Source organism: Undibacterium sp. FW305-107 (assembly GCF_058788535.1).
In genome coordinates this window covers 41,319-62,960 of record NZ_JBYTAV010000006.1, presented here as the reverse complement: position 1 = coordinate 62,960, position 21,642 = coordinate 41,319, and the positions used below count along the sequence as shown (strand labels likewise).

Below are 21,642 nucleotides of genomic sequence, written 5' to 3'. Positions count from 1 at the left end.
AAAAATCATGGCATTAATCCCTACCACTATCCTCACCGGCTTTCTGGGTGCAGGTAAAACCACACTGCTAAATCGCATTCTGCAAGAAGATCACGGTCATAAGATTGCTGTCATCGAAAATGAATTTGGCCAGGAAAACATAGACAATGAAATCCTGGTGCAGGACAGCAATGAGCAAATCGTGGAAATGAATAATGGCTGCGTCTGTTGCACGGTACGCGGTGACCTCATCGTTGCGCTGAGCAAGCTGATGCAGCAAAAGAATGAAGGCAAACTGAGTTTTGACCGCGTCATCATAGAAACCACAGGCCTGGCCAACCCTGGCCCAGTAGCGCAGACTTTTTTTGTCGATGAAGAAGTCGGCACTTATTACATGCTAGACGCGGTTGTTACGGTAGTCGATGCCCGCCACGGCATGCAGCAACTGGATGAACATGAAGAAGCCCAGCGCCAGGTTGGCTTTGCCGACAAGATACTATTGTCGAAAACTGATCTGGTCGATGCAGAAGCAGTGAAGACATTGCGTGCCCGCCTGGCGCGCATGAATCCGCGTGCACCGATCACTGCCGTGGATTTTGGCAAGATTGCCATCAGTGAAGTGCTGGACCTGAAAGGCTTCAACCTGAATGCCAAGCTGGATCTCGACCCCGACTTCCTGCGTGCTGAAGAAGCGGAGCATGAACATGAGGCTTGCACTGAAGATTGCACCCATGAACACCACCATCACGAAGAGCATGGTGAGCACGGTGACCATGCTCCACACGTACACAATCATCATCACGCCCATCATTCCGACGATATCGCCGCCTTCGTCTTCAAAAGCACGCGCCCCTTCAATACCGGGCAACTTGACGAATTTCTCGGTGGACTGGTGCAAGTCTTTGGGCCACGCATGTTGCGCTATAAAGGCGTATTACTGATGGAAGGAGCAGACCGCAAGGTCATCTTCCAGGGCGTGCATCAAATCATGGGAACTGATATCGGTGCCAAGTGGGGAGAAAATGAGTTGCGCGAAAGCAAGATGGTATTTATTGGCAAAAATCTACCTAAAGACATATTTATTGAAGGTTTGGAGCATTGTTTGGTATAAACTAGCGGGCTATTGAAGTCAGACGTTGTCTGTCGTGCAAGTGGCATTCATGCAAATGTCATTTACTTTATCAATAAGGGGAGGATAATTGTCTGGAGCAAATGTTGTTTCAGATTTGTTCTATGTATTAACCCGTCGTATCGAAAGTTAGCGAAGTGGCAACTAAATCACCTAAATCGACTGCTACAGTCAGCGCACCTGAAGCTCTGCTCACAGAGGAAGAAATCCTCAAGATGGGCGAGAAGGACTATATGAACGCTGCACAACTGGCATTTTTCAAGGCCCGTTTGCAGCAGCTTGAGAAGGATTTATTGAAGAACGCCGACGAAACTACCGAGCATCTTCGTGAAACCGTATTAGTACCAGATCCGGCAGACCGTGCCACGATAGAGGAAGAACATGCGCTGGAATTGCGCACCCGCGATCGTGAACGCAAATTGCTGAAAAAAGTACAGCAATCCATCAATAGTATTGATGAAGGCGATTACGGCTGGTGCGAAGAAACCGGTGAACCAATTGGTGTACCACGCCTGCTGGCGCGTCCGACAGCGACCCTGTCACTGGAAGCACAGCAAAGACGTGAAATGAAGCAAAAACTGTACGGCGACTGAGTATTAGTCCTTATTAGCTTCTCGTTAGCTAATATTTATAGCGCTTCTGATTTGCAAAAGCGTGCGGTGGCAACTGCGCGCTTTTTTATTTGAATTGAATGCAACCATGTTGCAAGACATTGAACTTTTATTGGATAATTCTTTCCAAGCCATGCTGCTGAAAGACATGCGGCTGTCATAATGGCAATGTACTGTCGGTTTTTTGCTACATATTTTCAAGTATTTTTGAACCTGAATTTGACCCGGTATCAACTGGAAATTTAACCCAAGATGTTACGCAACTCCCAGATCAACATGAAAAACAGCAAGCGATGGTTGCTGTGTGTCCTGTTGCCTGCACTGTTATTTACACAGTGGCTGGGGCTGGCGCATCGCATCTCACATGCGGGCGGGATTGCTAACCAGTCATCCTCCAGTGTTGTGCAGCAAACTGCGCAACTGGGTTCTTTACTGTTCGGTAGCCAGGATGAGAATAGCAATACCCTGCATTCCTGTGCCTTATATGATGCCGTCAGTGCCGCTGAATTTCTGCAGCATGTGCCGGACGCCATCAGGTTCTTGTCCGGCAAGGCCATCGTCAGCCTGAACCCGGCCATACTGAGCTGGCATGCCCTGCTGCAAGTCCCTTTTTCCTCCCGCGCCCCGCCTTCCCTGTTTGCCTGATCAGCACCAGAACATCCTGATGGATGCTTCTGGCTATTTGATTTTCAGATGCAGCTTTGCGTCTGAATTGTCGCCGTTCTTTGCATCAATTCGCAAACAGGAAATAACATGGTTTTTCAACGCACTCTGATCGCCAGCGCAGTGCTGGTACTTTTGACGCCTATTACTCAGCTTGTCCAGGCACAATCCCAAACTGATTCTGCAAACGGTACTATCAATACCGTTACCGTCACTTCAAATCCCATCAGCTCTGATGAGAATATGCAAGTGCTTACTCCAGCCAAAATATTGTCAGGACAAGAACTCAGAGCCAAGGTTGGCACTTCACTGGGCGATACCTTGGGAGCCGAACTCGGCGTATCCGCATCCGGTTTTGGTGCTGGCGCATCGCGCCCCATCATCCGTGGCCTGGAAGGCCCGCGCGTCAAGATCCTGCAAAATGGCATGGGTGTAGCTGACGTTTCCAGCCTGTCAAATGATCATGCCGTCGCCAGTGAAAGTGCAACTGCGCAACAGATAGAAGTCTTGCGCGGTCCAGCGGCCTTGCTATACGGCAGCGGTGCCATTGGTGGTCTGGTGAATGTCATCGACAACCGCATACCAACTATCCTTAACAGGAAAATGACAGGCGAAGGCGAAGTACGTCTGGGCAGCGTGAATCAGGAAAAGAGTCTGTCGTTCTCGCTTGATGGCTCCAGCGGCGTGATTGGTCTGCATGCAGACGGTGCCAGCCGTGAAACGGGCAACTATAAGATACCTGGCAATATCTCTTTGAGTGACCCCGCTTCAGGTGGTGGCCGCGTGCCGTCCAGCTTCACACGCGAATCTTCGCTGGCTTTGGGTGCGTCTGTCATACAGTCCTGGGGTTATGTAGGTGCCGCAGTACAAACCCTGAATGACCACTATGGCATACCAACGGCAGAACGCTCTTTCATCGACTTGAAGCAAAACCGTCTCGACATTGAAGGTTTGCTCAATTCACCATTGAGCGGTTTCGATACGCTGAAATACAAATTCAGTGCCACTGATTACAAACATACAGAAAAAGCCGAGGACGGTACGCCTGTCACAGACTTCAAGAACCAGATGCTGGAAAGCCGCATCCTCCTGTCCCATCCGTCCTGGGCGGGCTGGCAAGGTAGCTGGGGTCTGCAGACCGAACAGGTGAAATTCTCTGCCCTGTCGGCCGAGACAGGTCGTGCCGACACGGTACCGAGTACAAAATCCAACTCTGTCGCCTTGTTCTTTGTCGAGCAAAAGCAGATTGCCGATGTCATGGCCAGCACAGGCATGCGTTTTGAAAATGTGAAGCGCACACCAGATGCCATTACTGGCCTGAAAGCGCGTGAATTCAATTTATTCTCGGCTTCTGTCGGTGGTTTATGGCAATTCGACAAATCTTATGGCGCAGGCCTGAGCCTGTCATGGGCGCAACGTGCCCCGGCGACAGAAGAATTGTATTCAGCCGGGCCGCATGAATCGACGGCTACTTTTGATATCGGCAATGCTGATATGAAGAAAGAAGCTTCGCGCAATCTGGAATTCAGCCTGCAAAAAACCCATGGTCTGTTGCGCTGGAAGATCAATGCCTTCCTGAATAAGGTTAACAATTACATCTACGGCCATACCAATGGTATCAAGGTAGATGAAGCAGGGGTCCCTGATGCTGACGCAGAATTTACCTTGCGCAACTGGTCACAGGCATCTGCCACCATACGTGGTGGTGAGGCCGAGATCAGTTACAACCTGCTGGGTGAAGGCTGGTCGGGCCGTGCCTTTGCCGATTACTCACGCGGCAGCCTGGACAATATGGGCAACTTGCCCCTGCAACCAGCGACACGTGGCGGCTTTGATATCGGCTATCGCTCTGGTGGCTGGCGTGCTGGCGTGGATGTCTTGCATGCCTTGCGTCAGGACAGGCTGGCCAGTTTTGAAGGTTTTGTTACACCGGCTTATACCAAGGTCGATACCAGCCTGACTTACACCCATCCTTATCAGAATATGCAGCTGACCTGGTTCTTGATGGCGAAGAATTTGCTGAACCAGGATATCCGTCTTTCTACTTCAGTTTTGAAAGAAACCCTGCCACAACCCGGCAGAAATGTCATGGCAGGATTGCGCGTCAGCTTTTAATGTTAAAAAATCAGCTAAGAATTGCAAGAAAAATGTAAGCAGATGTAATTGACGTTTAGGTTATTAATTCATAAGCTGTTGGTATGGGAGGCGGCATCCGCCCCCATTTCCTGCAAAAAAGCTGCTTTTTTGCAAGGTTTTCGACGATCTTGCGTAGCAATTAAAAGAACATTTCAAGAAAAACTGTCTGGAGCAGTTGAGCCCAGTCAACCATTGGAACGGAAATCAGAATATACTAAGCACTCGTCAAATTCGCTACCGGGTGGTCAGCGCTTCTATTTTTATTTGGGAATATAGTGGGGATTTTTTCTCTTTTCGGTAAAAAAGGTGTCAAGCAAGAAGATCGCTCCACCGAGAAATCTTCTTCGAGAAAGACGCGCTCCAAGAATGGTAATACCGTCATTGGCGGTTTCCAGGACAGTGAGGTTTTTAGCAATTCGATTATTGCTCAGCGTCATATTGCCCGCGCCACCGAGAGAAAAATTGACGCCATAGAATTTGAAATGTCGCGTGACATCGTCAAGACCCGTCCACCGACCATTACCAAAACCGACCTTGGTGCACCAACCGAACCGCTGGAAAGAAAAGCGCCGCCGGTAGAATTCCAGACCACGTTGCCTATGATGATGCCCACAGATTATCTGTTGGGGCAAAATTCAGAAATGTCGGCATCTGCCCTCGCCTATAGCGAAACCGTGCCTGTATTGGAAGAAGCAGCTATCCTGTTTGCCAGTGGCCAGAATGAAGTCGCCGAGCAAATGCTGGCTTCGGCCGTGCATAACCACGAGCTTGGCGGTGCCACCGAAATTGGCTGGCAAATGCTGTTTGACCTGTATCGCATCACGAACGACCAGCACAAGTTTGAAAGCCTGTCGCTCGATTACGCCAATAAATTTGAAACCTCGCCACCACTGTGGCCAGAAAACCAGACCAGCAACGACAATGATGCCGAAGCTCAGGGCGATACCACGGTGGCGAATGTCAGCTTCCCCGCCAAGCTCGATAGCGGCACCATCAAATCACTGGAAAAATTGCAGATAGCTGCGGGCAAGAGCAAAAGCCTGCGTCTGGATTTTTCACGCGTCAAGGAAGTAGACGCCATAGGTTGTGGCTTGTTATTGCGCGCCCTTAAGGGTTTGAAAAAATCCGGCCATGACTTGTTACTGGTGGGTGCCAAAGACCTGGCGGATAAAATCCGCAGTATCTTGCTGGTAGGCCGTCGTGATGAAACTGAAGCGCCATGGCTGTTGTTGCTGGAAATCCTGCAATTACTGCATTTTGAGCAAGCCTTCGAAGAAGTCAGTATGGATTACTGCATTACTTTCGAAGTGTCGCCTCCTTCATTTGAAGCACCAAAGAACAATGTCACCAGCGCCATGCCTGAAGCCCCGGCGCAGGAAGAAGCCTCTGACCGCTATATGATGCCGAAAGTAGTCGAAGGTAAGACAGAATTTCTGATTTCCAATATTGCCATGCAGGCAGAACAGCACAATCCGCTGATCCTTGATTGCACCCGTCTGGAACGGGTGGAATTCGGTGCCTCTGCGCAATTACTGAACGGCCTGGCACCTATCGCCAGCAAAGCCGGCATGAATATACGCTTTGAAGGCGTTAATTACCTGGTCATGATGTTGTTCAATGCCATGGGCCTGAAAAACATCGCCAGCATCATCCCCCGCAAGCACTAAACTGTATCGAGGTGGGCTTTTGCCCGCCCTCGTGGTGATACTTATGATGGTATTTATGCACCCGGTTTGTCCACGCTTGCAATTCAGAAAAAACACCCCATTTTCTACAAAACAGGTAATTTGGCCTGCTTATACTGCATGTTCATGACCCGTGGTCGTGTGCAGGAATGGCAATATTCTTTGAGGTTCATATGGAACAATTTCACGGCACCACCATTTTGACGGTGCGACGCGGCAACCTGGTTGCCCTGGGCGGCGATGGTCAGGTGACACTGGGCAATATCGTCATGAAGGGCACTGCCCGCAAGGTACGCAAGCTGTATCACAACAAGGTGCTGGCCGGTTTTGCTGGCGGCACGGCTGATGCTTTCACTCTGATAGAACGCTTTGAATCCAAGCTGGAAAAACATCAGGGCCATCTGATGCGCGCTTCGGTAGAACTGGCCAAGGACTGGCGCACCGACCGCATGTTGCGCCGCCTGGAAGCCATGTTGCTGGTGGCCGATAAAGACAGCACACTGGTAATTACCGGCAATGGCGATGTGCTGGAGCCCAATCAGGGCATAGGCGCGATTGGCTCGGGCGGCACCTTCGCCCAGTCCGCCGCGATTGCGCTGTTTGAAAATACCGACCTGTCGCCAGTCGACATCGTCAAGAAATCCCTGACTATTGCTGGCGAGTTGTGCATTTATACCAACTTGTCACACACCATAGAAACACTGGAATGAATTGGAATAAGCAATGAACATGACTCCACAAGAGATTGTCTCTGAACTTGATAAACATGTAGTTGGCCAGTCCAAGGCCAAGCGCGCCGTTGCCATTGCCTTGCGTAATCGCTGGCGCCGTCAGCAGGTAGAAGAACCGCTGCGCCATGAAATCACCCCAAAAAATATCCTGATGATAGGACCGACAGGCGTCGGTAAAACCGAGATCGCCCGTCGCCTGGCCAAGCTGGCGGATGCCCCCTTCATCAAAATCGAGGCGACCAAGTTCACTGAAGTTGGTTATGTAGGCCGCGATGTAGATACCATCATCCGCGACCTCGTCGACATCGGCATCAAGCAAACCCGCGAAGCAGCTACCCGCAAGGTACGTGCCCGTGCTGAAGATGCGGCAGAAGACCGCATCCTCGATATTCTGCTGCCACCAGCGCGTGACTTTGGTTTCCATCCTAGTGAAGCCGAAGCTGCAACGCCAGACAACACCACCCGCCAGACTTTCCGCAAGCGCCTGCGTGAAGGTGCGCTGGATGACAAGGAAGTTGAAATCGAAGTGGCAGAAGGTGTGACACATATGGAAATCATGGCACCGCCGGGCATGGAAGAAATGACCGAGCAGATCAAGACCATGTTCTCTGGCATGGGTAATGGCCGCAAGAAATCGCGCAAGCTGAAAATCAAGGAAGCGATGAAGCTCCTGATTGAAGAAGAAGCAGGCAAACTCGTCAATGAAGAAGAACTGAAGCAAGATGCAATACGCAATGTAGAGCAAAACGGCATCGTCTTTCTCGATGAAATCGACAAGATCGCTTCACGTTCAGAGACCGGCGGCGCTGAAGTGTCACGCGCTGGTGTGCAGCGTGACTTGCTGCCACTGGTAGAAGGTACGACTGTCAATACCAAGTATGGCATGGTCAAGACTGACCATATCCTGTTCATTGCATCAGGTGCTTTCCATCTGGCCAAGCCGTCTGACCTGATACCTGAGCTGCAGGGCCGTTTCCCTATCCGCGTGGAACTGGAATCTTTGTCCATCGCTGATTTTGAGCGTATCTTGACAGGCACCGATGCCTGCCTGACACGTCAGTATCAAGCCTTGCTGGCAACGGAAGACGTGCAGATAGACTTCACGCCTGAAGGCGTTGAACGCCTGGCTGGCATTGCTTATTCAGTCAATGAAACGACAGAAAATATCGGTGCCCGCCGCCTGTACACCGTCATGGAAAAGCTGCTGGAAGAGATTTCTTTCGATGCCCACCAGAATAGCGGCAAGACTGTGACTATCGATGCTGCCTACGTCAATGAACGTCTGGAAGCCTTGTCGGTGAATGAAGATCTGTCACGCTACGTGCTTTAATTTTAAACTTAGTTTTAATCTTAGTTTCAATTTGCAATCCGGGGTTTAAGATGGCTAACAAGGCACTGGCAACACGACAACGCATGCAGTTTCGCGTTGAGCCGTCGCAAGTCCCGGCATCGGCCAAAGGCAGGGCTAATCAGGCAAGAAAAGTTTTGCCTGATTATCTGACTGCGAAAAAAAATTCCAAGCCCCTACCTCAACCTGCTACTGCCACCAAAAAACCGGACAGTCAGGAAAAAAATTAAAAACTCTCCAGGAACGCCCTCATGTTTGATACCCCTGCTGCCAGCGATAAACCCGATTACCCCATGCTGGCGCGCCAGTTGGCCAGCGTACTTGAGGGTGAACGCAATCTGGTCACCAATGCAGCCCAGTTTTCTGCCTTCATCTACAGCAGCATCACTGACTTGAACTGGGCAGGTTTTTACCTGTGCGCACCAGCCAGCAAGCCAGATGCAGAATTTCCCAATGACCTGCTGTTGGGACCGTTCCAGGGCAAGGTTGCCTGCACCCGCATCCCTTTCAAACGCGGGGTGTGCGGTACGGCTGCAGCAGAACGACGCACCGTCCTCGTAGAAGACGTACATGCATTCCCCGGGCATATAGCCTGCGACTCAGCATCCAACTCTGAAATAGTCATCCCTTTGATCAAGGATGGCGAGATTTATGGCGTGTTTGATATCGACAGCCCGCGCCTGAAACGCTTCAACGAAGAAGACCAGTTGGGCCTGGAGAACCTGCTCGCCATCTTTACGGCAGCAACAGATTTGAAATAATAGCAATACCAGTTCCCTGCAGAATCAGCCAAAATGTGGCGAGGGGCAGACAAAGACCATGGCAGCCATGGTCTTTTTTGTTAAGTTATGTCAAAACAGCATAATTTCTGTCTTTGCCCGTTCTTTGTCGCTCTACACTGAGTTTATTGACACTGAGCAAAACTTCGCAGAACTCAGCAGACCAGGGGGAGATGGCATCATGGCAGGATGCAGACGCCGGAAAATGCTACACATGCACAGGCAGCCTTTGCGCAGGCGTGATGTGACAACACGCTTCATGGTCGACCTTGGCATCCACTATCTTGAAGTACTGGGACTGGCCAAGGCCATGCACTTTTTACGCAGGCATCACGTACCTGATACTGTCATTGACCGCGTCTTGCACTCCCCCGAATACCGGCGGCAATATTAATATTACCCTGGTGCGTTTTCTAATGAGTTTCCTGCTTGGCATCCCTCGCAAGCAAACGACCTATCATCTCTTGCAATGAAATCCCGTCAAACAGTACGCCAGCTACGGCATCGGTAATTGGCATCTGTATGCCCAGACCTTGTGCCAGCGAACGTACTGCCTGTGCACAACGCACACCTTCAGCGACATGACCCAGTTCCTGCACGATGATATCCAGGGATTTACCCTGTGCCAGCGCCAGACCCACCTTGCGGTTACGGGATAAGTCACCGGTACAGGTCAAGATCAAATCACCTACGCCAGTCAGCCCCATCAGCGTTTCTGAACGGCCACCAAGGGCAACGCCAAGGCGGCTGATTTCTGCCAGACCGCGGGTGATCAGGGCAGCTCGCGCATTCAGGCCCAGGCCCAGGCCATCAGCCACACCTGTAGCAATCGCCAGGATATTTTTGACTGCACCACCGACTTCCACACCAACCACGTCATCGCTTGAGTACACCCGCATGGCATTCACATGCAGGGCTTGTACCACCAACTGACTGAGGTCTTTCGACTTGGAAGCTATCGTCAATGCACAAGGCAGGCCTTTGGCGACTTCTTGCGCAAATGAAGGGCCGGACAGGGCGCCGAAAGCCACGCCCTGCCCCAGCACTTGTTCAGCCACCTGATGCGGCAAGAGCTGCGTGGATTCTTCAAAACCCTTGCATAGCCAGATGATGTTTTTTGGCTGGTAAGCCCGGCAAGCTTCCAGCGTAGGGCGCAAGCCCGAGACTGAGGTGGCAATTACCAGTAAGCCCTCAGGGCCAGCCGCATGTGCCATGGCAGCAGCAAAGTCAGCCGTGACCTGCAGATTGTCGGGGAAAGAAAAGCCGCTTAAATAGTCATCATTTTGCCTGTTCGCCTGCATGGCAGACATGGCAGCCTGATTGCGCCCCCACAGCAAGACATTATTTTTTGCCGCAAAAGCAATTGCCATTGCCGTGCCCCAGGCACCTGCGCCCAATACGCTGATATTCATACTTGTCCCTGACTCCTGCTTATTTTAATAACCGGGGAGATGTAAAAAAAGGACAGCAGGCTGTCCTTTTTTGCAAACTGTCATCTGTCTATGCACTCAAATCCAGGCACTACAAACCCCAGACTTCATTGATTTTGACAAAGCCTAGCTGGCCGTCACGGTGTTTCACTTTGACCCAGCCGCCAGCAGCAGGCTCAGCCATTTCCAGCAAGACGTGCTTGTCAGCACTGAATACCAGCGGTGCCGATTCATCTGCCGTTGCCCTGATCTTGGCATTGGCTGCACGCACCACCAGGCTGCGGCGGGTGATCAAATCCTTGGATTCGACCCAGCTCATTTCACCGCTGACGTCTCTTACCTTGCTCCATGCACCGGAAGTAAACACTACTTCCAGCGGCATGCCACGTGGTGCCACTGCCAATTTTGCGCCTTTGGCAGATGGTGCATCGTACATGATCACGGGTGAAGCACCGACAGAACGGAATTCCAAAGCCTGGGCTGCACCACTCGCAAGCAGCGTCAATAACAACAGAGGCAAAGGCGTCAGCAAGCGTCGCATGGTAACTTTCATCAGGTTGACCCGGCCGGAACCGGATCAGACCCATCGTAATAAAGCAGATTACTGAATAGTTGTTGGCGCTTCAGTATTGGCATTTGCCTGCTCAGCAGCCAATGTCAGACGTTGCGCGTAGAAAGCTTCGAAATTGATTTCCGACAGATGGATAGGAGGGAAACCAGCACGTGTGATCGCATCAGCTACGTTGGAACGCAGGTAAGGATAGACGATGTTCGGGCAGCCGATACCCAGCAGAGGATCGAGTTGATCTTCAGGGATATTGCGTGCTTCGAAAATACCGGCTTGTTTGCCTTCAACCAGGAAAGCAACTTTTTCACCGATTTTTGCAGTCACTGTGACTGTTACTGTGGCTTCGTAGATGCCATCAGCCAGCTTTTCAGAGCCGACATCAACGGAAACTTCGATGCCAGGGGCTTCTTGTTCCAGGAAAATAGCTGGGGAATTTGGCTGTTCAAGCGACAAATCTTTCAGATAAACGCGTTGAATTTGGAATACGGGCTGCAGATTTTCGTCAGACATGTGAAACTTTCTAAAATTCTAAAAGATTAATAATGAACAGCGAGACTGGCAGATAGGGCCGTTTCCAGCCATTTCAAGATCGCAGCGCGCTATTGTAGCAAGTAGTCTGCAAAAACAGCAATTTTGCTGCAAAACCCGTAGAAAATCCGGCAAATACCTGCTTTTAATCAACCGGATTCAGCAAAGGATCAAGTTTACCCGCCCTGTCGAGGGCAGAGAGGTCATCAAAGCCACCCACATGAGTGTCATCTACATAGATTTGTGGTACGGTGCGGCGACCGGTTCTCTGCATCATCGCTTCACGCAGGCCGGGCTCAAGATCGACACGGATTTTTTCTATATCGTCCACACCCTTGGACTTCAACAGACGCTCAGCCATCGTGCAATACGGACAAACGGCTGTGGTATACATGACTACATGGGCTTTCATGATGCTCTCCTGCTTTACTTTACTGTTGGCAAGCCTTGCGACTTCCAGGAATCTATACCACCATCAAGGCTAAACACTTGGGCAAAGCCAGCTTTGCTGAGTAAACCAGCAGCGCTGGAAGAACGCACGCCTGAAGCACAAACAGTAATGACCACATTGCTTTTTGACTTTTCTATCTCTTTCAGACGGTCGTTCAGCTCTGGCAAGGGGATATGTTTGGCATTTTGCAAATGACCGGCAGCAAATTCTTCAGCACTGCGCACATCGAGAATCAGGGTTTTAGCCTGATTCATGTATTGTGTAGCTTGAAAATGCGACACCTTGGCACCACGTCTTTGTAAAGCAGGTACCAGCAATGCACCACCAGAGATGATGGCAAGCCCTATCCAGAATATATTGTCAATAATGAATTTCACAGGATTCCAGTAGTAAGAATGGTTATCAGAAGCGCGTCATTATAAAATAGATGCCGCAATCGCATACTAAATCACTCATCTCATCTTATCTCACCCTCTAGCACACTATGTATAAAATCGTTTTAATGCGCCACGGCGAATCTACCTGGAACCTGGACAACCGTTTCACCGGTTGGACTGATGTTGATTTGACAGCAAAAGGCGTGGCTGAAGCCACCCAGGCCGGCAAGCTCCTGAAACAAGCAGGCTTTACCTTTGACCTGGCATATACCTCAGTACTCAAGCGCGCGGTTCGTACACTGTGGGGCACACTCGATGAAATGGACTTGATGTGGTTGCCAGTGATTCATGACTGGCGTCTGAATGAACGTCATTACGGTGCACTGCAAGGCTTGAACAAGGCAGAGACAGCGGCCAAATATGGGGACGAGCAAGTGCTGGTGTGGCGTCGCAGCTACGATACGCCACCTCTGCCACTGGCAGAAGATGATGACCGCACCTCCTTCAATGACCCGCGCTATGCAGGCCTGGAGCGCAGCCAGATCCCGCTGACCGAATGCTTGAAAGACACGGTTGCCCGCGTCATGCCAGCCTGGGACGACAGCATAGCCCCGGCAATACGCTCGGGCAAACGCATCCTGATTTCTGCCCATGGCAATAGTCTGCGCGCCCTGATCAAGATGCTTGACGGCATCAGCGACGACGACATCGTCAACCTGAATATCCCGAATGGCCAACCGCTGGTGTATGAACTTGATGCCGACCTGAAGCCAATCAAACATTATTATCTGGGTGACCAGGACGCTATTGCAGCAGCCTTGCAGGCCGTTGCCAGCCAGGGTAAATCCAAATAAGCATTGAATGCCATTTAAAACCAAGTCTTCACCGTTTTTAATAGCAAGCTTGCTATGCCTGTCCCTGGCAGGCGTGGCAACGTCTGCCATGGCTGCCAGTAATGCGCGTTCCCAGCAAAAAAACAAGGCAGAAGCAGACCGGGCCGAGTTGCAAAATCGCCTGAAGGCATTAAAAAACGATATAAACAAAACTGAAACGGCCAAGGACAATGCCAGCGATGCCCTGGCTGAATCAGAAAAATCCATTTCCGAAGCCAATCGTTCCTTGCGTGACTTGCAGGCAGAACAGGCGCAGACTGAAGCAAGAGTCAAACAACTGACAGGGCAACAACAGGCTCTGGCTGATAAAGTTGAAAAACAAAAAACACAACTATCGAATTTTTTACGCCGCCAGTATATGCGCGGCGACAGTGACCGTATCAAATTGCTGCTGTCTGGCGATAACCCCAACCGCATCAACCGCGAACTGCAATACATGAGCTATGTATCGCAAACCCAGGCCAAACTGATAGATGGCTTGCGCATCAGCCTTCAAGCTGTGGAAAAAAATGCCGAAGAAGCTAAAGAAGCCAAGGCAGAACTCGATGAAATAGCTGACGAAGAAAAAAGTCATAAGCTGGCGCTGGAAAAAGAGAAAAAACGACATGCCACATTGGTAAGTCAGTTGGCAGAAAAATTATATGTACAAAAAAAACAGGCTGATAGTCTGGAAAAAGATGAACAAAGACTGAGCAATCTGGTCTCACAATTAAATAAACTGATTGAAGAACAGGCCAAGGCAGATGCAGCCAGGGCGGCACTGGAAGAAAAACAACGCCAGGAAAGAATTGCAGCAGCGCAGAAAGAAAGAGCAAGGCAGGCGGCACAGGGTAAAAAACCAGCGAAAATCACCAATCCCAATGCGATTGACGACGATGAGCCGCCCAGGCAAGCCAGGGCGGCAACCCCGCCTGCAGGTGAATTTGACAAGCTGAAAGGGCAATTGCGTTTGCCAGTGAAAGGTGAAATTCTTGCCAGATTTGGCAGCAAACGCACTGATGGCCCCAGCTGGAAAGGCATGTTCATCAAGGCGAATGAAGGTGCAGAAATCAAGACCATCGCCCCGGGCAAAGTGATTTTTGCCGATTGGTGGAAGGGGTATGGGAATATGGTGATTGTTGATCATGGCGGCAGTTACTGGAGCCTGTATGGCAATAATCAGGCAGTATTGAAGCATGTCGGCGATGTGGTAAAAACGGGTGATGTCATTGCCAGTGCCGGAAACAGCGGCGGTAATGAAGAATCAGGTTTATACTTTGAAGTACGTCATCAAGGACGTGTATTTGATCCTCTCAACTGGATCGTTAAATAGGTTTTAGGTGAATCACATGGGCAGCAAATTCAAGAATTTTGGTTTAATTGGCCTCGGCATGGTTGCCGGTGTGGCAGTTTCCATGCAGTTTTCGGCAGTGGCGCAAAAAACCCCAGGCAATTTCCTGCCGGTAGAAGAATTGCGTCAACTCACAGAAGTATTTGGCCTCATCAAGTCTGACTATGTCGAACCGGTGGAAGACAATAAGTTGCTGACGGAAGCAATTTCCGGCATGGTGGCTTCACTGGACCCGCATTCAGCCTACCTGGACAAGAAATCATATAAAGAATTAAAAGAAGGTACTCAGGGCAAATTTGTCGGCCTGGGTATAGAGGTCGGGATGGAAGACGGCTATGTCAAGATCGTCTCCCCGATTGAAGATTCTCCAGCCTACCGTGCAGGTTTGAAACCTGGTGACCTGATCACCAAGCTTGATTCCCAACCTGTCAAAGGCCTGACGCTTGATGAAGCCGTCAAGCGTATGCGCGGTGAGCCGAATACCAAGATCACCCTGACTATTTTCCGTAAAACGGAAGATAAACCCATCGTCGTCACGATTACCCGCGAACTGATCAAACAGCAAAGCGTCAAGGCCAAGATCGTTGAGCCTGGTTATGCCTGGTTAAGAATTGCCCAGTTCCAGGAACCGACCGTCGAAGACATGGCCAAGAAAATCCAGACCCTGTATGCGCAAGACCCAGCCATCAAAGGCCTGGTACTCGATTTGCGCAATGACCCGGGCGGCGTCTTGCCTGGTGCCATTGGTGTCTCAGCCGCCTTCCTGCCCAAGGATGTGCCTGTGGTCTCTACCAATGGTCAGTTGCAAGATTCCAAAGCGACTTTCTATGCCCGCCGTGAATACTATTCTGGCCGTACTTTGAGCGACCCGCTGGCGAAATTGCCAGAAGCGATCAAAAATGTGCCTATGGTGGTATTGATCAATACCGGCTCTGCCTCTGCTTCTGAAATCGTCGCCGGTGCCTTGCAAGACTACAAACGCGCTACCATTATTGGTACCCAGAGCTTTGGCAAGGGTTCGGTACAAACCATACGTCAGATTTCTGCAGATACCGCAGTCAAGCTGACTACAGCCCGCTATTACACACCAAATGGTCGCTCTATCCAGGCCAAGGGCATTGTTCCTGACCTGAACGTTGAAGAAACCGCAGACGGTGACGGCATCAATGGCTTGCGTGCCCGTGAAGCGGACTTGCAAAAGCATTTGACGAACGACAAGGAAAAAGAAGTAGCCCGTCCTAAAGTCGATGAAGCGGAAGAAGAACAGCGTGTGGCCGCACTGGTGAAAAAAATCAAGCCGCTCGAATACGGTAGTGCAGAAGACTTCCAACTGGCCCAGGCTTTGAATCATCTGAAAGGCTTGCCGGTAAAAGTCACTGAAGCCAAGGTGGTTGACAAGGAAGGCAAGGACAAAGACGGCAAAAACAGCAGCAAGGACGCTGACAAGCCAGCTAAAACTGACAAAGCCGACCATAAAACCGATATCAAGAAAAAATAAGACCTGACAAAAAGGCCGCATACTGCGGCCTTTTTTACAACGATGAACGACCAGCAACTCTTACGCTATTCCCGTCATATCCTGCTGGACCAGATAGGTATAGAAGGCCAGCAAAAAATCACTGAGGCACGTGCCCTCATCATCGGTGCCGGCGGCCTGGGTTCACCTGCAGCCCTGTATCTGGCCAGCGCCGGGGTAGGCCACATCACCCTGGTCGACAATGACAGCGTGGACCTGACCAATCTGCAACGCCAGATCATGCATACCACGGCAGCAGTGGGCATGGCCAAGGTCAATTCAGGCAAGCACACTCTGGAAGCGATCAACCCCGAAATAAGCATCATCGCCCTGCAAGAGCGGGCTGCCGGTGCACGTCTGGAAGAACTGGTCAGCCAGACCAGCATCGTCCTTGATTGTTGCGACAATTTCGCTACCCGCCATGCCGTGAATGCTGCCTGCGTCAAATTTGGCGTACCGCTGGTATCTGGTGCAGCTATCAGTTTTGACGGCCAGATCAGTGTGTTTGACAGTCGTGATGAAGCATCCCCTTGCTATGCCTGCCTGTTCCCGCCTGACCAGCCGTTTGAAGAAGTACTGTGTTCCAGCATGGGTGTGTTTTCGCCGCTGGTAGGCATCATAGGCAGTATGCAGGCTGCCGAAGCGCTGAAAGTCATCATGGGCATAGGCCAGGCACTGTCAGGCCGTCTGCTGTTGCTGGATGCCTTGCGCATGGACTGGACCAGCATAGGTATCAGCAAGAATCTGCAATGCCTGGTTTGCGGACAAGTTCACCCGAATTAAAGCCGTATTAAAAACTCATCAAGGATAGCCATGTATACTTTGTATTACTGCCCCGGCACAGCGAGCATGATCGTTCATCTGGCCTTATTGGAAATTGGGGCTGACCATGAATTGAAACTGGTCGATGTAGAAAAGAACCAGCAAAAAGATCCAGAGTACCTGCGCTTGAATCCAAATGGTGTCGTGCCTACCCTGGTCATTGATAATCGTCCTTATCTCGAATCAGCCGCGCTGTTGATGCTGTTGGCTGAACGTCACCCGGAAGCGGGCCTGGTACCAGCCATGGGCAGCGTGGAACACGATCAGTGGCGGCAATGGATAGTGTTCATCAGCAGCAGCCTGCAATCGACTTTCCGTGCCTGGTTTTATCCTGCCGAACTGGGTTTTGAAGAGCATAGTGAAGCCACCAAAGCCGCTCTGCAAAAACGTATCGCTGCCATCTGGGATCAGCTTGACCTGCACCTGAGCAAGAATGGCCCTTATCTGCTGGGCGAGACTTTTTCTGGCGCTGACCTGCAACTGACCATGCTGATGCGCTGGTCACGCAATATGCCACGCCCGGCCACTGAATGGCCTGCGCTGAGCAAACTGGCACAACTCGTCATCGCCCGCCCGAGCTGGCAAAAGATGGTGGCAATCGAAGGCCTGGAAACATGGCCAAAAACCCGGGCCTGATATCTGCAACTAATGCTTAGAAATTCGTGCTTAAGAAATTAATGCAAAAGATGGGTTTGAATTTATACAAGGCAAATCAGGTAGCCGGCACGGAGCTGCCTGACGTCAGCATTGCCGAATACCAGGGTGTACGTACCCTGCATCTATCCTCTGATGCCATCCAGGGCGCCATGCGCATGGCCATGCCAGACCAGATAGAGCTGGAATATGTGCAGCAAATGATGATGTGGATGTTGTTCAAACACGAGCCACAACATATCGTACAGCTAGGCCTCGGTGCAGCATCACTGACCAAGTTTTGCTACCGTAATTTTCCACAGTCCAGGGTCACTGCGATAGAACTGAACCCCAAGGTCATCGCGAGCTGTCACCAGCATTTCAAATTACCGGTCAATGATGAGCGCCTGCAAGTCCTGTGCATGGATGCGCTAGCCTATGTCAACGATAGCGCCAACCACGGCCAGGCCGACGTACTGCAAATTGATTTATATGATGCCGCTGCCGATGCCCCCGCACTGAGCAGCGCTGCTTTTTACCAGGCCTGTGCCAATACCTTGAATGAAGATGGCATGCTGACCGTTAACCTGTTTGGCAATCCGCATAACTATGAAGCGAATTGCACTGCCAATCTCGCCGCCCTGCAAGAAGCTTTTGATGCGGTGGTCTGGCTACCGCTGGTACATGATGCCAACACCGTCGCCATCGCCTTCAAACAAGCCCCCGCAGTAGATTTTGAAGACTTGTATGAACGCGCAACAGCGATACGCCTGGCCTGTAAATTACCCGCAGCGAAATGGGTAAATGGCTTGAAGGAATGGATGATTGAGCATACTTGATGTGCCATAATCCTGCGGGCATTCACGCCCGGATTTATTGGCGTTTATTTAATTACGTTTATTTCACGCCATTCTCTGTATCTTTCTCAATACCTATCTCTATGTGTTTAACTATTACGGCGAAAGACTGCGCTCGCTTTTTCGCTATCCTTACGTGTTCCCTCCAATTTTTTTGCCTGCCTTTGCATGCACAACCCCTGAATCAGCAAGAAATACGATTGCGCGATCTTGCGCAGCTCTGGTGCGACATCAAGTGGCGTCACCCCGCGCTGACCAAAGGTAATGTTGATTGGGATAAGGCTCTGGTAACTGCTTTGCCCAAGGTTCAGGCAGCGAAGTCAAAGCAAGAATTGCGTGATGCTCTTGCCAGCATGATGGCCACCTTGAATGACCCTGCGGCGGAGATATCAGTAGTGGGTGACAATGATCGATCAGATGAATCGCATCAACTTGTCTTGCCTGCAAATCAGGACCTGTTGGAATGGTTGAGTGGCGATATCGCCCTGCTGCATTTGCATGAGCCACAGATCACGAGCAATGATCACCCTGACTACGCAAAACTGCTGCAGGCAAGGGATGCAATCAAAAGCCGGGCCAAGGGTCTCATCATCGATTTGCGGCCTGCACAGTATGGCTGGTACGACACGGAAAATCTGAATTCCCTTTTAGCACACTGGATTACTGCACCTCTTATCTTGCCGACTGAAAGAATCCGCGTGCACTCTGGCTTCGCTCCACAAAAGGGAATGAACAGCGGCGGCTATTTTTCAGCGCTACAAACCATGGAGGCAGAGACCATTAATCCTCTTGCGCAGACACAGCCCAATAAAACACTGCCTATGGTGTTCATGATTAACCAGGCCAGCCTTGTTCCATCTGCTGTACTGGCACTGCAAAAAACTGGCAAAGCATGGATACTGGCACAGGGGAAAACTACGCCAGGCTGGTTTATGCCTGCCAAACGTCAGGTCATCGCTGGCGAAGTCTCAGTCACATACAGCAAGGCAGACCTGATCTATGCCGATGGCACCACCGGTTTTGCTGCAGATGCAGAGATAGCGCCAGATACATCCACTGCAAAAACCAGCACCAGTATCAACAGGGCAGTGAGCTTATTACAGGGCAAGCGCAAACCTGGTGCAGCAATACGCTATCAGGCAAGTTCCGGCGTGGCTGTCAGAGCACTGGAGTTACCTTATCGTGACATGCGTTATCCCGACCTGGCCTGGCGACAGTTGGCAGTGATCAAATTATGGGCGATTGCCGAGACTTTCTTCCCCTATAAGCATTTGATGGACAAAGCCTGGTCGGATCAGTTACCCATCTACCTGAAGCGTATTGCAGACGTCAACAACGCAGTGGAATATGCCTTGACGATGGCAGAGATGGCTAGCAATTTGCAAGACAGCCACGTCTTTGTCAGGAATCGTATCAGTACAGAATATTTTGGCAAAGCGTGGCTGGCAATGAATCTGCTCATGATAGACAAGCAAGTGGTCATCAGCAAGATTACAGACTCACGTCTGCAACAAAACCCTGACTTGCATGTGGGTGACATCATCCTCAAAATAGACGGAGTGGCAGTCGGGGAGAAAATTGAACAACTATCAAAGACCATCTCTGCATCCAACCCGGAAACCAGGATCAGGGATGCACTTGCCAACCTGCTAGTGGGTCAGGAAAAAAGTGTGGCAAGCTTGCTCATCGCAGATAGCACAGGCAATCAGCACGAGATACATCTGCCACGCGTGAATGATACTGAGGCTCCTGAAAATACCGCGCCAGTATTTAAAATGCTCAACAAGGATATCGCCTATGTAGACCTAGACCGGCTCGAAGGAGCCGATGTCAATGCCATGTTTGAGGCAATCAAGGACAGCAAGGCACTTATATTCGATATGCGTGGCTATCCACGTAATTCAGTATGGAAAATAGCTCCCAGACTGAATGTGAAACAGGCAAATGTAGTGGCCCAGTTCCGCCGTCCACTGGTCTCGGCGTTTGAAGGTGATCAGGGTGGTGGTTACTATAGCTTTGAACAAACTATCAGAAGAAAAACACAAGACTTGTATCGCGGCAAGCTGGTCATGCTGATCAATGAAGAGACCCAAAGCGCTGCCGAGCATACTGGATTGATCATAGAATCATTAGCACCACTGACCTATATAGGCACACACAGCGCTGGTGCCAACGGAGATATCACCGGTGCGTATTTGCCCGGAGCCTTATATTTTGGTTTCTCCGGTCATGACGTGCGGCATGCCGATGGCCGTCAGTTGCAACGCATAGGTATACAGCCAGATATCAAGATTGCTCCCACGCTGGCAGGCATAAGGGCAGGGAAAGATGAAGTGCTGGAGCGGGCGATGGTTTTTCTGGAAACTGGTAAATAAGCATTACTCAGGATGATGGCAGCAAACGCAAATCTTGTTGCCATCAGGATCGCGAAAATACGCGCCATAGTAATTGGGATGATAGTGCGGGCGCAGCCCAGGTGGGCCCTCGCATGTACCGTCAAGTGCCAGCGCCGCTGCATAGGCGCGCTGTACTGTCGCGCGTGATGCCGCCAGCAGTGCCACCATCTGGCCATTGCCGTGCTGCGGCGGTTCACCATTAAAAGGCTTGCCAATAACAAACAACGGGCGTGGCTGATCAGCAGCCATCCATCCTGCCCAGGGTTCGTCAGCATCCTTGAATTTCAATACCAGTCCCAGTTCTGTCATGAGTGCAGAGTAAAACGCAAAAGACTTGCTGAAGTCATGGATGCCTATGAATACATGAGAGATCATGGTTTTTCCTTTGCACTATTGTGATCACTGTCGCCTACTGCGTGAAAATTTTAACCGGTATTTGTGCCAGCTCAGCCAGTTCTACCGCATGGTGTGTGCCACGGGCACAACCGGGTTTGCTATAATCGGCATGAAAAGCCAGCATCAGGTCTATGCCCGTCGCCAGCATCCGGACATTCAAGCCCTTCCACCCTTCACCGGGAAAAGCACGATAGTCGGCATTGTTTTTTTTCATGGCTTCGACCGCAAAACCAAATTCCAATGCAACTACTTTGGCATGAGCATCAATACCGGGAGTATCACCAGTAACAACGATGGTTGCTGGAGGCAACCGAGCCAATTCACGGCGTATTGCGGCCTGGCTTTCCCAACTGGTAGATCCTGTAATCAATACTCTCATTTCTG

General features: G+C 50.7%; 24 protein-coding genes. 17 read left to right on the top strand and 7 right to left on the bottom strand.

The genetic code is table 11. The features are described 5' to 3' along the window. Positions 1 to 7 precede the first annotated feature (7 nt). The 10 genes from AC3WQT_RS14355 to AC3WQT_RS14310 all read left to right on the top strand — a co-directional run bounded on the left by AC3WQT_RS14355 (position 8) and on the right by AC3WQT_RS14310 (position 9,455). Entirely contained in the window at positions 8 to 1,090 is a 1,083-nt protein-coding gene (locus AC3WQT_RS14355) for a CobW family GTP-binding protein (RefSeq protein WP_492704634.1), read from the top strand. A 206-nt stretch (positions 1,091 to 1,296) separates the two neighbouring features. Next, entirely contained in the window at positions 1,297 to 1,701 is a 405-nt protein-coding gene (gene dksA, locus AC3WQT_RS14350; protein ID WP_110256573.1) for an RNA polymerase-binding protein DksA, read from the top strand. Between the two features lie 270 nt (positions 1,702 to 1,971). Next, positions 1,972 to 2,364, top strand: coding sequence for a hypothetical protein (locus AC3WQT_RS14345; protein WP_492704633.1), 393 nt, complete (start codon positions 1,972 to 1,974; stop codon positions 2,362 to 2,364). Between the two features lie 108 nt (positions 2,365 to 2,472). Next, positions 2,473 to 4,497: a TonB-dependent receptor gene (locus AC3WQT_RS14340; protein WP_492704632.1), complete on the top strand. Its 2,025-nt coding sequence runs from the start codon at positions 2,473 to 2,475 to the stop codon at positions 4,495 to 4,497. Positions 4,498 to 4,793: 296 nt separating this feature from the next. Then, entirely contained in the window at positions 4,794 to 6,185 is a 1,392-nt protein-coding gene (locus AC3WQT_RS14335) for an STAS domain-containing protein (protein ID WP_492704631.1), read from the top strand. Positions 6,186 to 6,376: 191 nt separating this feature from the next. Further along, positions 6,377 to 6,913 carry an ATP-dependent protease subunit HslV gene (gene hslV / locus AC3WQT_RS14330; protein ID WP_422941668.1) on the top strand — a complete coding sequence of 179 codons (537 nt, stop codon included), beginning with the start codon at positions 6,377 to 6,379 and terminating at the stop codon, positions 6,911 to 6,913. Between the two features lie 13 nt (positions 6,914 to 6,926). After that, complete coding sequence (hslU, locus tag AC3WQT_RS14325) at positions 6,927 to 8,264, top strand: ATP-dependent protease ATPase subunit HslU (RefSeq protein WP_492704630.1); 1,338 nt, start codon at positions 6,927 to 6,929, stop codon at positions 8,262 to 8,264. Positions 8,265 to 8,314: 50 nt separating this feature from the next. Then, positions 8,315 to 8,512, top strand: a complete 198-nt coding sequence (locus AC3WQT_RS14320) for a hypothetical protein (RefSeq protein WP_492704629.1) — start codon at positions 8,315 to 8,317, stop codon at positions 8,510 to 8,512. A 21-nt stretch (positions 8,513 to 8,533) separates the two neighbouring features. Then, complete coding sequence (locus AC3WQT_RS14315; protein WP_492704628.1) at positions 8,534 to 9,043, top strand: GAF domain-containing protein; 510 nt, start codon at positions 8,534 to 8,536, stop codon at positions 9,041 to 9,043. 232 nt (positions 9,044 to 9,275) lie between these two features. Further along, positions 9,276 to 9,455 carry a hypothetical protein gene (locus AC3WQT_RS14310; protein ID WP_492704627.1) on the top strand — a complete coding sequence of 60 codons (180 nt, stop codon included), beginning with the start codon at positions 9,276 to 9,278 and terminating at the stop codon, positions 9,453 to 9,455. 19 nt (positions 9,456 to 9,474) lie between these two features. On the opposite strand, the gene AC3WQT_RS14305 is transcribed toward AC3WQT_RS14310, so the two are convergent. The 5 genes from AC3WQT_RS14305 to AC3WQT_RS14285 all read right to left on the bottom strand — a co-directional run bounded on the left by AC3WQT_RS14305 (position 9,475) and on the right by AC3WQT_RS14285 (position 12,415). Next, positions 9,475 to 10,473, bottom strand: a complete 999-nt coding sequence (locus tag AC3WQT_RS14305) for an NAD(P)H-dependent glycerol-3-phosphate dehydrogenase (protein WP_492704626.1) — start codon at positions 10,471 to 10,473, stop codon at positions 9,475 to 9,477. A gap of 109 nt (positions 10,474 to 10,582) precedes the next feature. Continuing rightward, a complete protein-coding gene (locus tag AC3WQT_RS14300; protein ID WP_492704625.1) occupies positions 10,583 to 11,032 on the bottom strand; it encodes an SH3 domain-containing protein in 450 nt (149 codons plus the stop codon). A 60-nt stretch (positions 11,033 to 11,092) separates the two neighbouring features. Beyond that, a complete protein-coding gene (secB, locus tag AC3WQT_RS14295) occupies positions 11,093 to 11,569 on the bottom strand; it encodes a protein-export chaperone SecB (RefSeq protein ID WP_492704624.1) in 477 nt (158 codons plus the stop codon). Between the two features lie 163 nt (positions 11,570 to 11,732). Continuing rightward, on the bottom strand, positions 11,733 to 11,999 hold the full coding sequence (gene grxC, locus AC3WQT_RS14290) for a glutaredoxin 3 (protein ID WP_492704623.1): 267 nt from the start codon (positions 11,997 to 11,999) through the stop codon (positions 11,733 to 11,735). A 14-nt stretch (positions 12,000 to 12,013) separates the two neighbouring features. Further along, a complete protein-coding gene (locus AC3WQT_RS14285; RefSeq protein WP_423005782.1) occupies positions 12,014 to 12,415 on the bottom strand; it encodes a rhodanese-like domain-containing protein in 402 nt (133 codons plus the stop codon). A 107-nt stretch (positions 12,416 to 12,522) separates the two neighbouring features. On the opposite strand from AC3WQT_RS14285, the gene gpmA reads away from it, so the two are divergent. The 7 genes from gpmA (at position 12,523) to AC3WQT_RS14250 (ending at position 20,841) form a co-directional block, all read left to right on the top strand. Next, positions 12,523 to 13,269 (top strand): 2,3-diphosphoglycerate-dependent phosphoglycerate mutase, encoded by a 747-nt coding sequence (gpmA, locus tag AC3WQT_RS14280; RefSeq protein ID WP_492704622.1) that lies wholly within the window; start codon positions 12,523 to 12,525, stop codon positions 13,267 to 13,269. 7 nt (positions 13,270 to 13,276) lie between these two features. Next, the gene (locus AC3WQT_RS14275) at positions 13,277 to 14,620 is read left to right on the top strand and encodes a murein hydrolase activator EnvC family protein (protein ID WP_492704621.1); all 1,344 of its coding nucleotides are present in this window, start codon (positions 13,277 to 13,279) and stop codon (positions 14,618 to 14,620) included. A 16-nt stretch (positions 14,621 to 14,636) separates the two neighbouring features. After that, entirely contained in the window at positions 14,637 to 16,136 is a 1,500-nt protein-coding gene (locus AC3WQT_RS14270; protein WP_492704620.1) for a S41 family peptidase, read from the top strand. 42 nt (positions 16,137 to 16,178) lie between these two features. Continuing rightward, positions 16,179 to 16,937: a HesA/MoeB/ThiF family protein gene (locus AC3WQT_RS14265; RefSeq protein WP_492704619.1), complete on the top strand. Its 759-nt coding sequence runs from the start codon at positions 16,179 to 16,181 to the stop codon at positions 16,935 to 16,937. A gap of 30 nt (positions 16,938 to 16,967) precedes the next feature. Next, entirely contained in the window at positions 16,968 to 17,612 is a 645-nt protein-coding gene (locus AC3WQT_RS14260) for a glutathione S-transferase family protein (RefSeq protein ID WP_492704618.1), read from the top strand. 26 nt (positions 17,613 to 17,638) lie between these two features. After that, positions 17,639 to 18,448 (top strand): spermine/spermidine synthase domain-containing protein, encoded by an 810-nt coding sequence (locus AC3WQT_RS14255; protein ID WP_492704617.1) that lies wholly within the window; start codon positions 17,639 to 17,641, stop codon positions 18,446 to 18,448. A 218-nt stretch (positions 18,449 to 18,666) separates the two neighbouring features. Continuing rightward, entirely contained in the window at positions 18,667 to 20,841 is a 2,175-nt protein-coding gene (locus AC3WQT_RS14250) for a S41 family peptidase (protein ID WP_492704616.1), read from the top strand. 3 nt (positions 20,842 to 20,844) lie between these two features. Here the strand turns inward: AC3WQT_RS14250 and AC3WQT_RS14245 are convergent, their stop codons facing one another. Beyond that, complete coding sequence (locus AC3WQT_RS14245) at positions 20,845 to 21,237, bottom strand: VOC family protein (RefSeq protein ID WP_492704615.1); 393 nt, start codon at positions 21,235 to 21,237, stop codon at positions 20,845 to 20,847. A gap of 34 nt (positions 21,238 to 21,271) precedes the next feature. After that, complete coding sequence (locus AC3WQT_RS14240) at positions 21,272 to 21,637, bottom strand: hypothetical protein (protein WP_492704614.1); 366 nt, start codon at positions 21,635 to 21,637, stop codon at positions 21,272 to 21,274. Between the last annotated feature and the right edge of the window lie 5 nt (positions 21,638 to 21,642).

What these genes read in the sequence shown, in the direction of transcription:
- grxC (WP_492704623.1), bottom strand. Translation starts at nt 11,999, where the DNA reads ATGAAAGCCCATGTAGTCATGTATACCACAGCCGTTTGTCCGTATTGC.
- AC3WQT_RS14315 (WP_492704628.1), top strand. Translation starts at nt 8,534, where the DNA reads ATGTTTGATACCCCTGCTGCCAGCGATAAACCCGATTACCCCATGCTG.
- AC3WQT_RS14300 (WP_492704625.1), bottom strand. Translation starts at nt 11,032, where the DNA reads ATGCGACGCTTGCTGACGCCTTTGCCTCTGTTGTTATTGACGCTGCTT.
- AC3WQT_RS14345 (WP_492704633.1), top strand. Translation starts at nt 1,972, where the DNA reads ATGTTACGCAACTCCCAGATCAACATGAAAAACAGCAAGCGATGGTTG.
- AC3WQT_RS14340 (WP_492704632.1), top strand. Translation starts at nt 2,473, where the DNA reads ATGGTTTTTCAACGCACTCTGATCGCCAGCGCAGTGCTGGTACTTTTG.
- secB (WP_492704624.1), bottom strand. Translation starts at nt 11,569, where the DNA reads ATGTCTGACGAAAATCTGCAGCCCGTATTCCAAATTCAACGCGTTTAT.
- AC3WQT_RS14265 (WP_492704619.1), top strand. Translation starts at nt 16,179, where the DNA reads ATGAACGACCAGCAACTCTTACGCTATTCCCGTCATATCCTGCTGGAC.
- AC3WQT_RS14245 (WP_492704615.1), bottom strand. Translation starts at nt 21,237, where the DNA reads ATGATCTCTCATGTATTCATAGGCATCCATGACTTCAGCAAGTCTTTT.
- AC3WQT_RS14240 (WP_492704614.1), bottom strand. Translation starts at nt 21,637, where the DNA reads ATGAGAGTATTGATTACAGGATCTACCAGTTGGGAAAGCCAGGCCGCA.
- gpmA (WP_492704622.1), top strand. Translation starts at nt 12,523, where the DNA reads ATGTATAAAATCGTTTTAATGCGCCACGGCGAATCTACCTGGAACCTG.
- AC3WQT_RS14270 (WP_492704620.1), top strand. Translation starts at nt 14,637, where the DNA reads ATGGGCAGCAAATTCAAGAATTTTGGTTTAATTGGCCTCGGCATGGTT.
- hslU (WP_492704630.1), top strand. Translation starts at nt 6,927, where the DNA reads ATGAACATGACTCCACAAGAGATTGTCTCTGAACTTGATAAACATGTA.
- AC3WQT_RS14310 (WP_492704627.1), top strand. Translation starts at nt 9,276, where the DNA reads ATGCACAGGCAGCCTTTGCGCAGGCGTGATGTGACAACACGCTTCATG.
- hslV (WP_422941668.1), top strand. Translation starts at nt 6,377, where the DNA reads ATGGAACAATTTCACGGCACCACCATTTTGACGGTGCGACGCGGCAAC.
- AC3WQT_RS14305 (WP_492704626.1), bottom strand. Translation starts at nt 10,473, where the DNA reads ATGAATATCAGCGTATTGGGCGCAGGTGCCTGGGGCACGGCAATGGCA.
- AC3WQT_RS14275 (WP_492704621.1), top strand. Translation starts at nt 13,277, where the DNA reads ATGCCATTTAAAACCAAGTCTTCACCGTTTTTAATAGCAAGCTTGCTA.
- AC3WQT_RS14355 (WP_492704634.1), top strand. Translation starts at nt 8, where the DNA reads ATGGCATTAATCCCTACCACTATCCTCACCGGCTTTCTGGGTGCAGGT.
- AC3WQT_RS14260 (WP_492704618.1), top strand. Translation starts at nt 16,968, where the DNA reads ATGTATACTTTGTATTACTGCCCCGGCACAGCGAGCATGATCGTTCAT.
- AC3WQT_RS14320 (WP_492704629.1), top strand. Translation starts at nt 8,315, where the DNA reads ATGGCTAACAAGGCACTGGCAACACGACAACGCATGCAGTTTCGCGTT.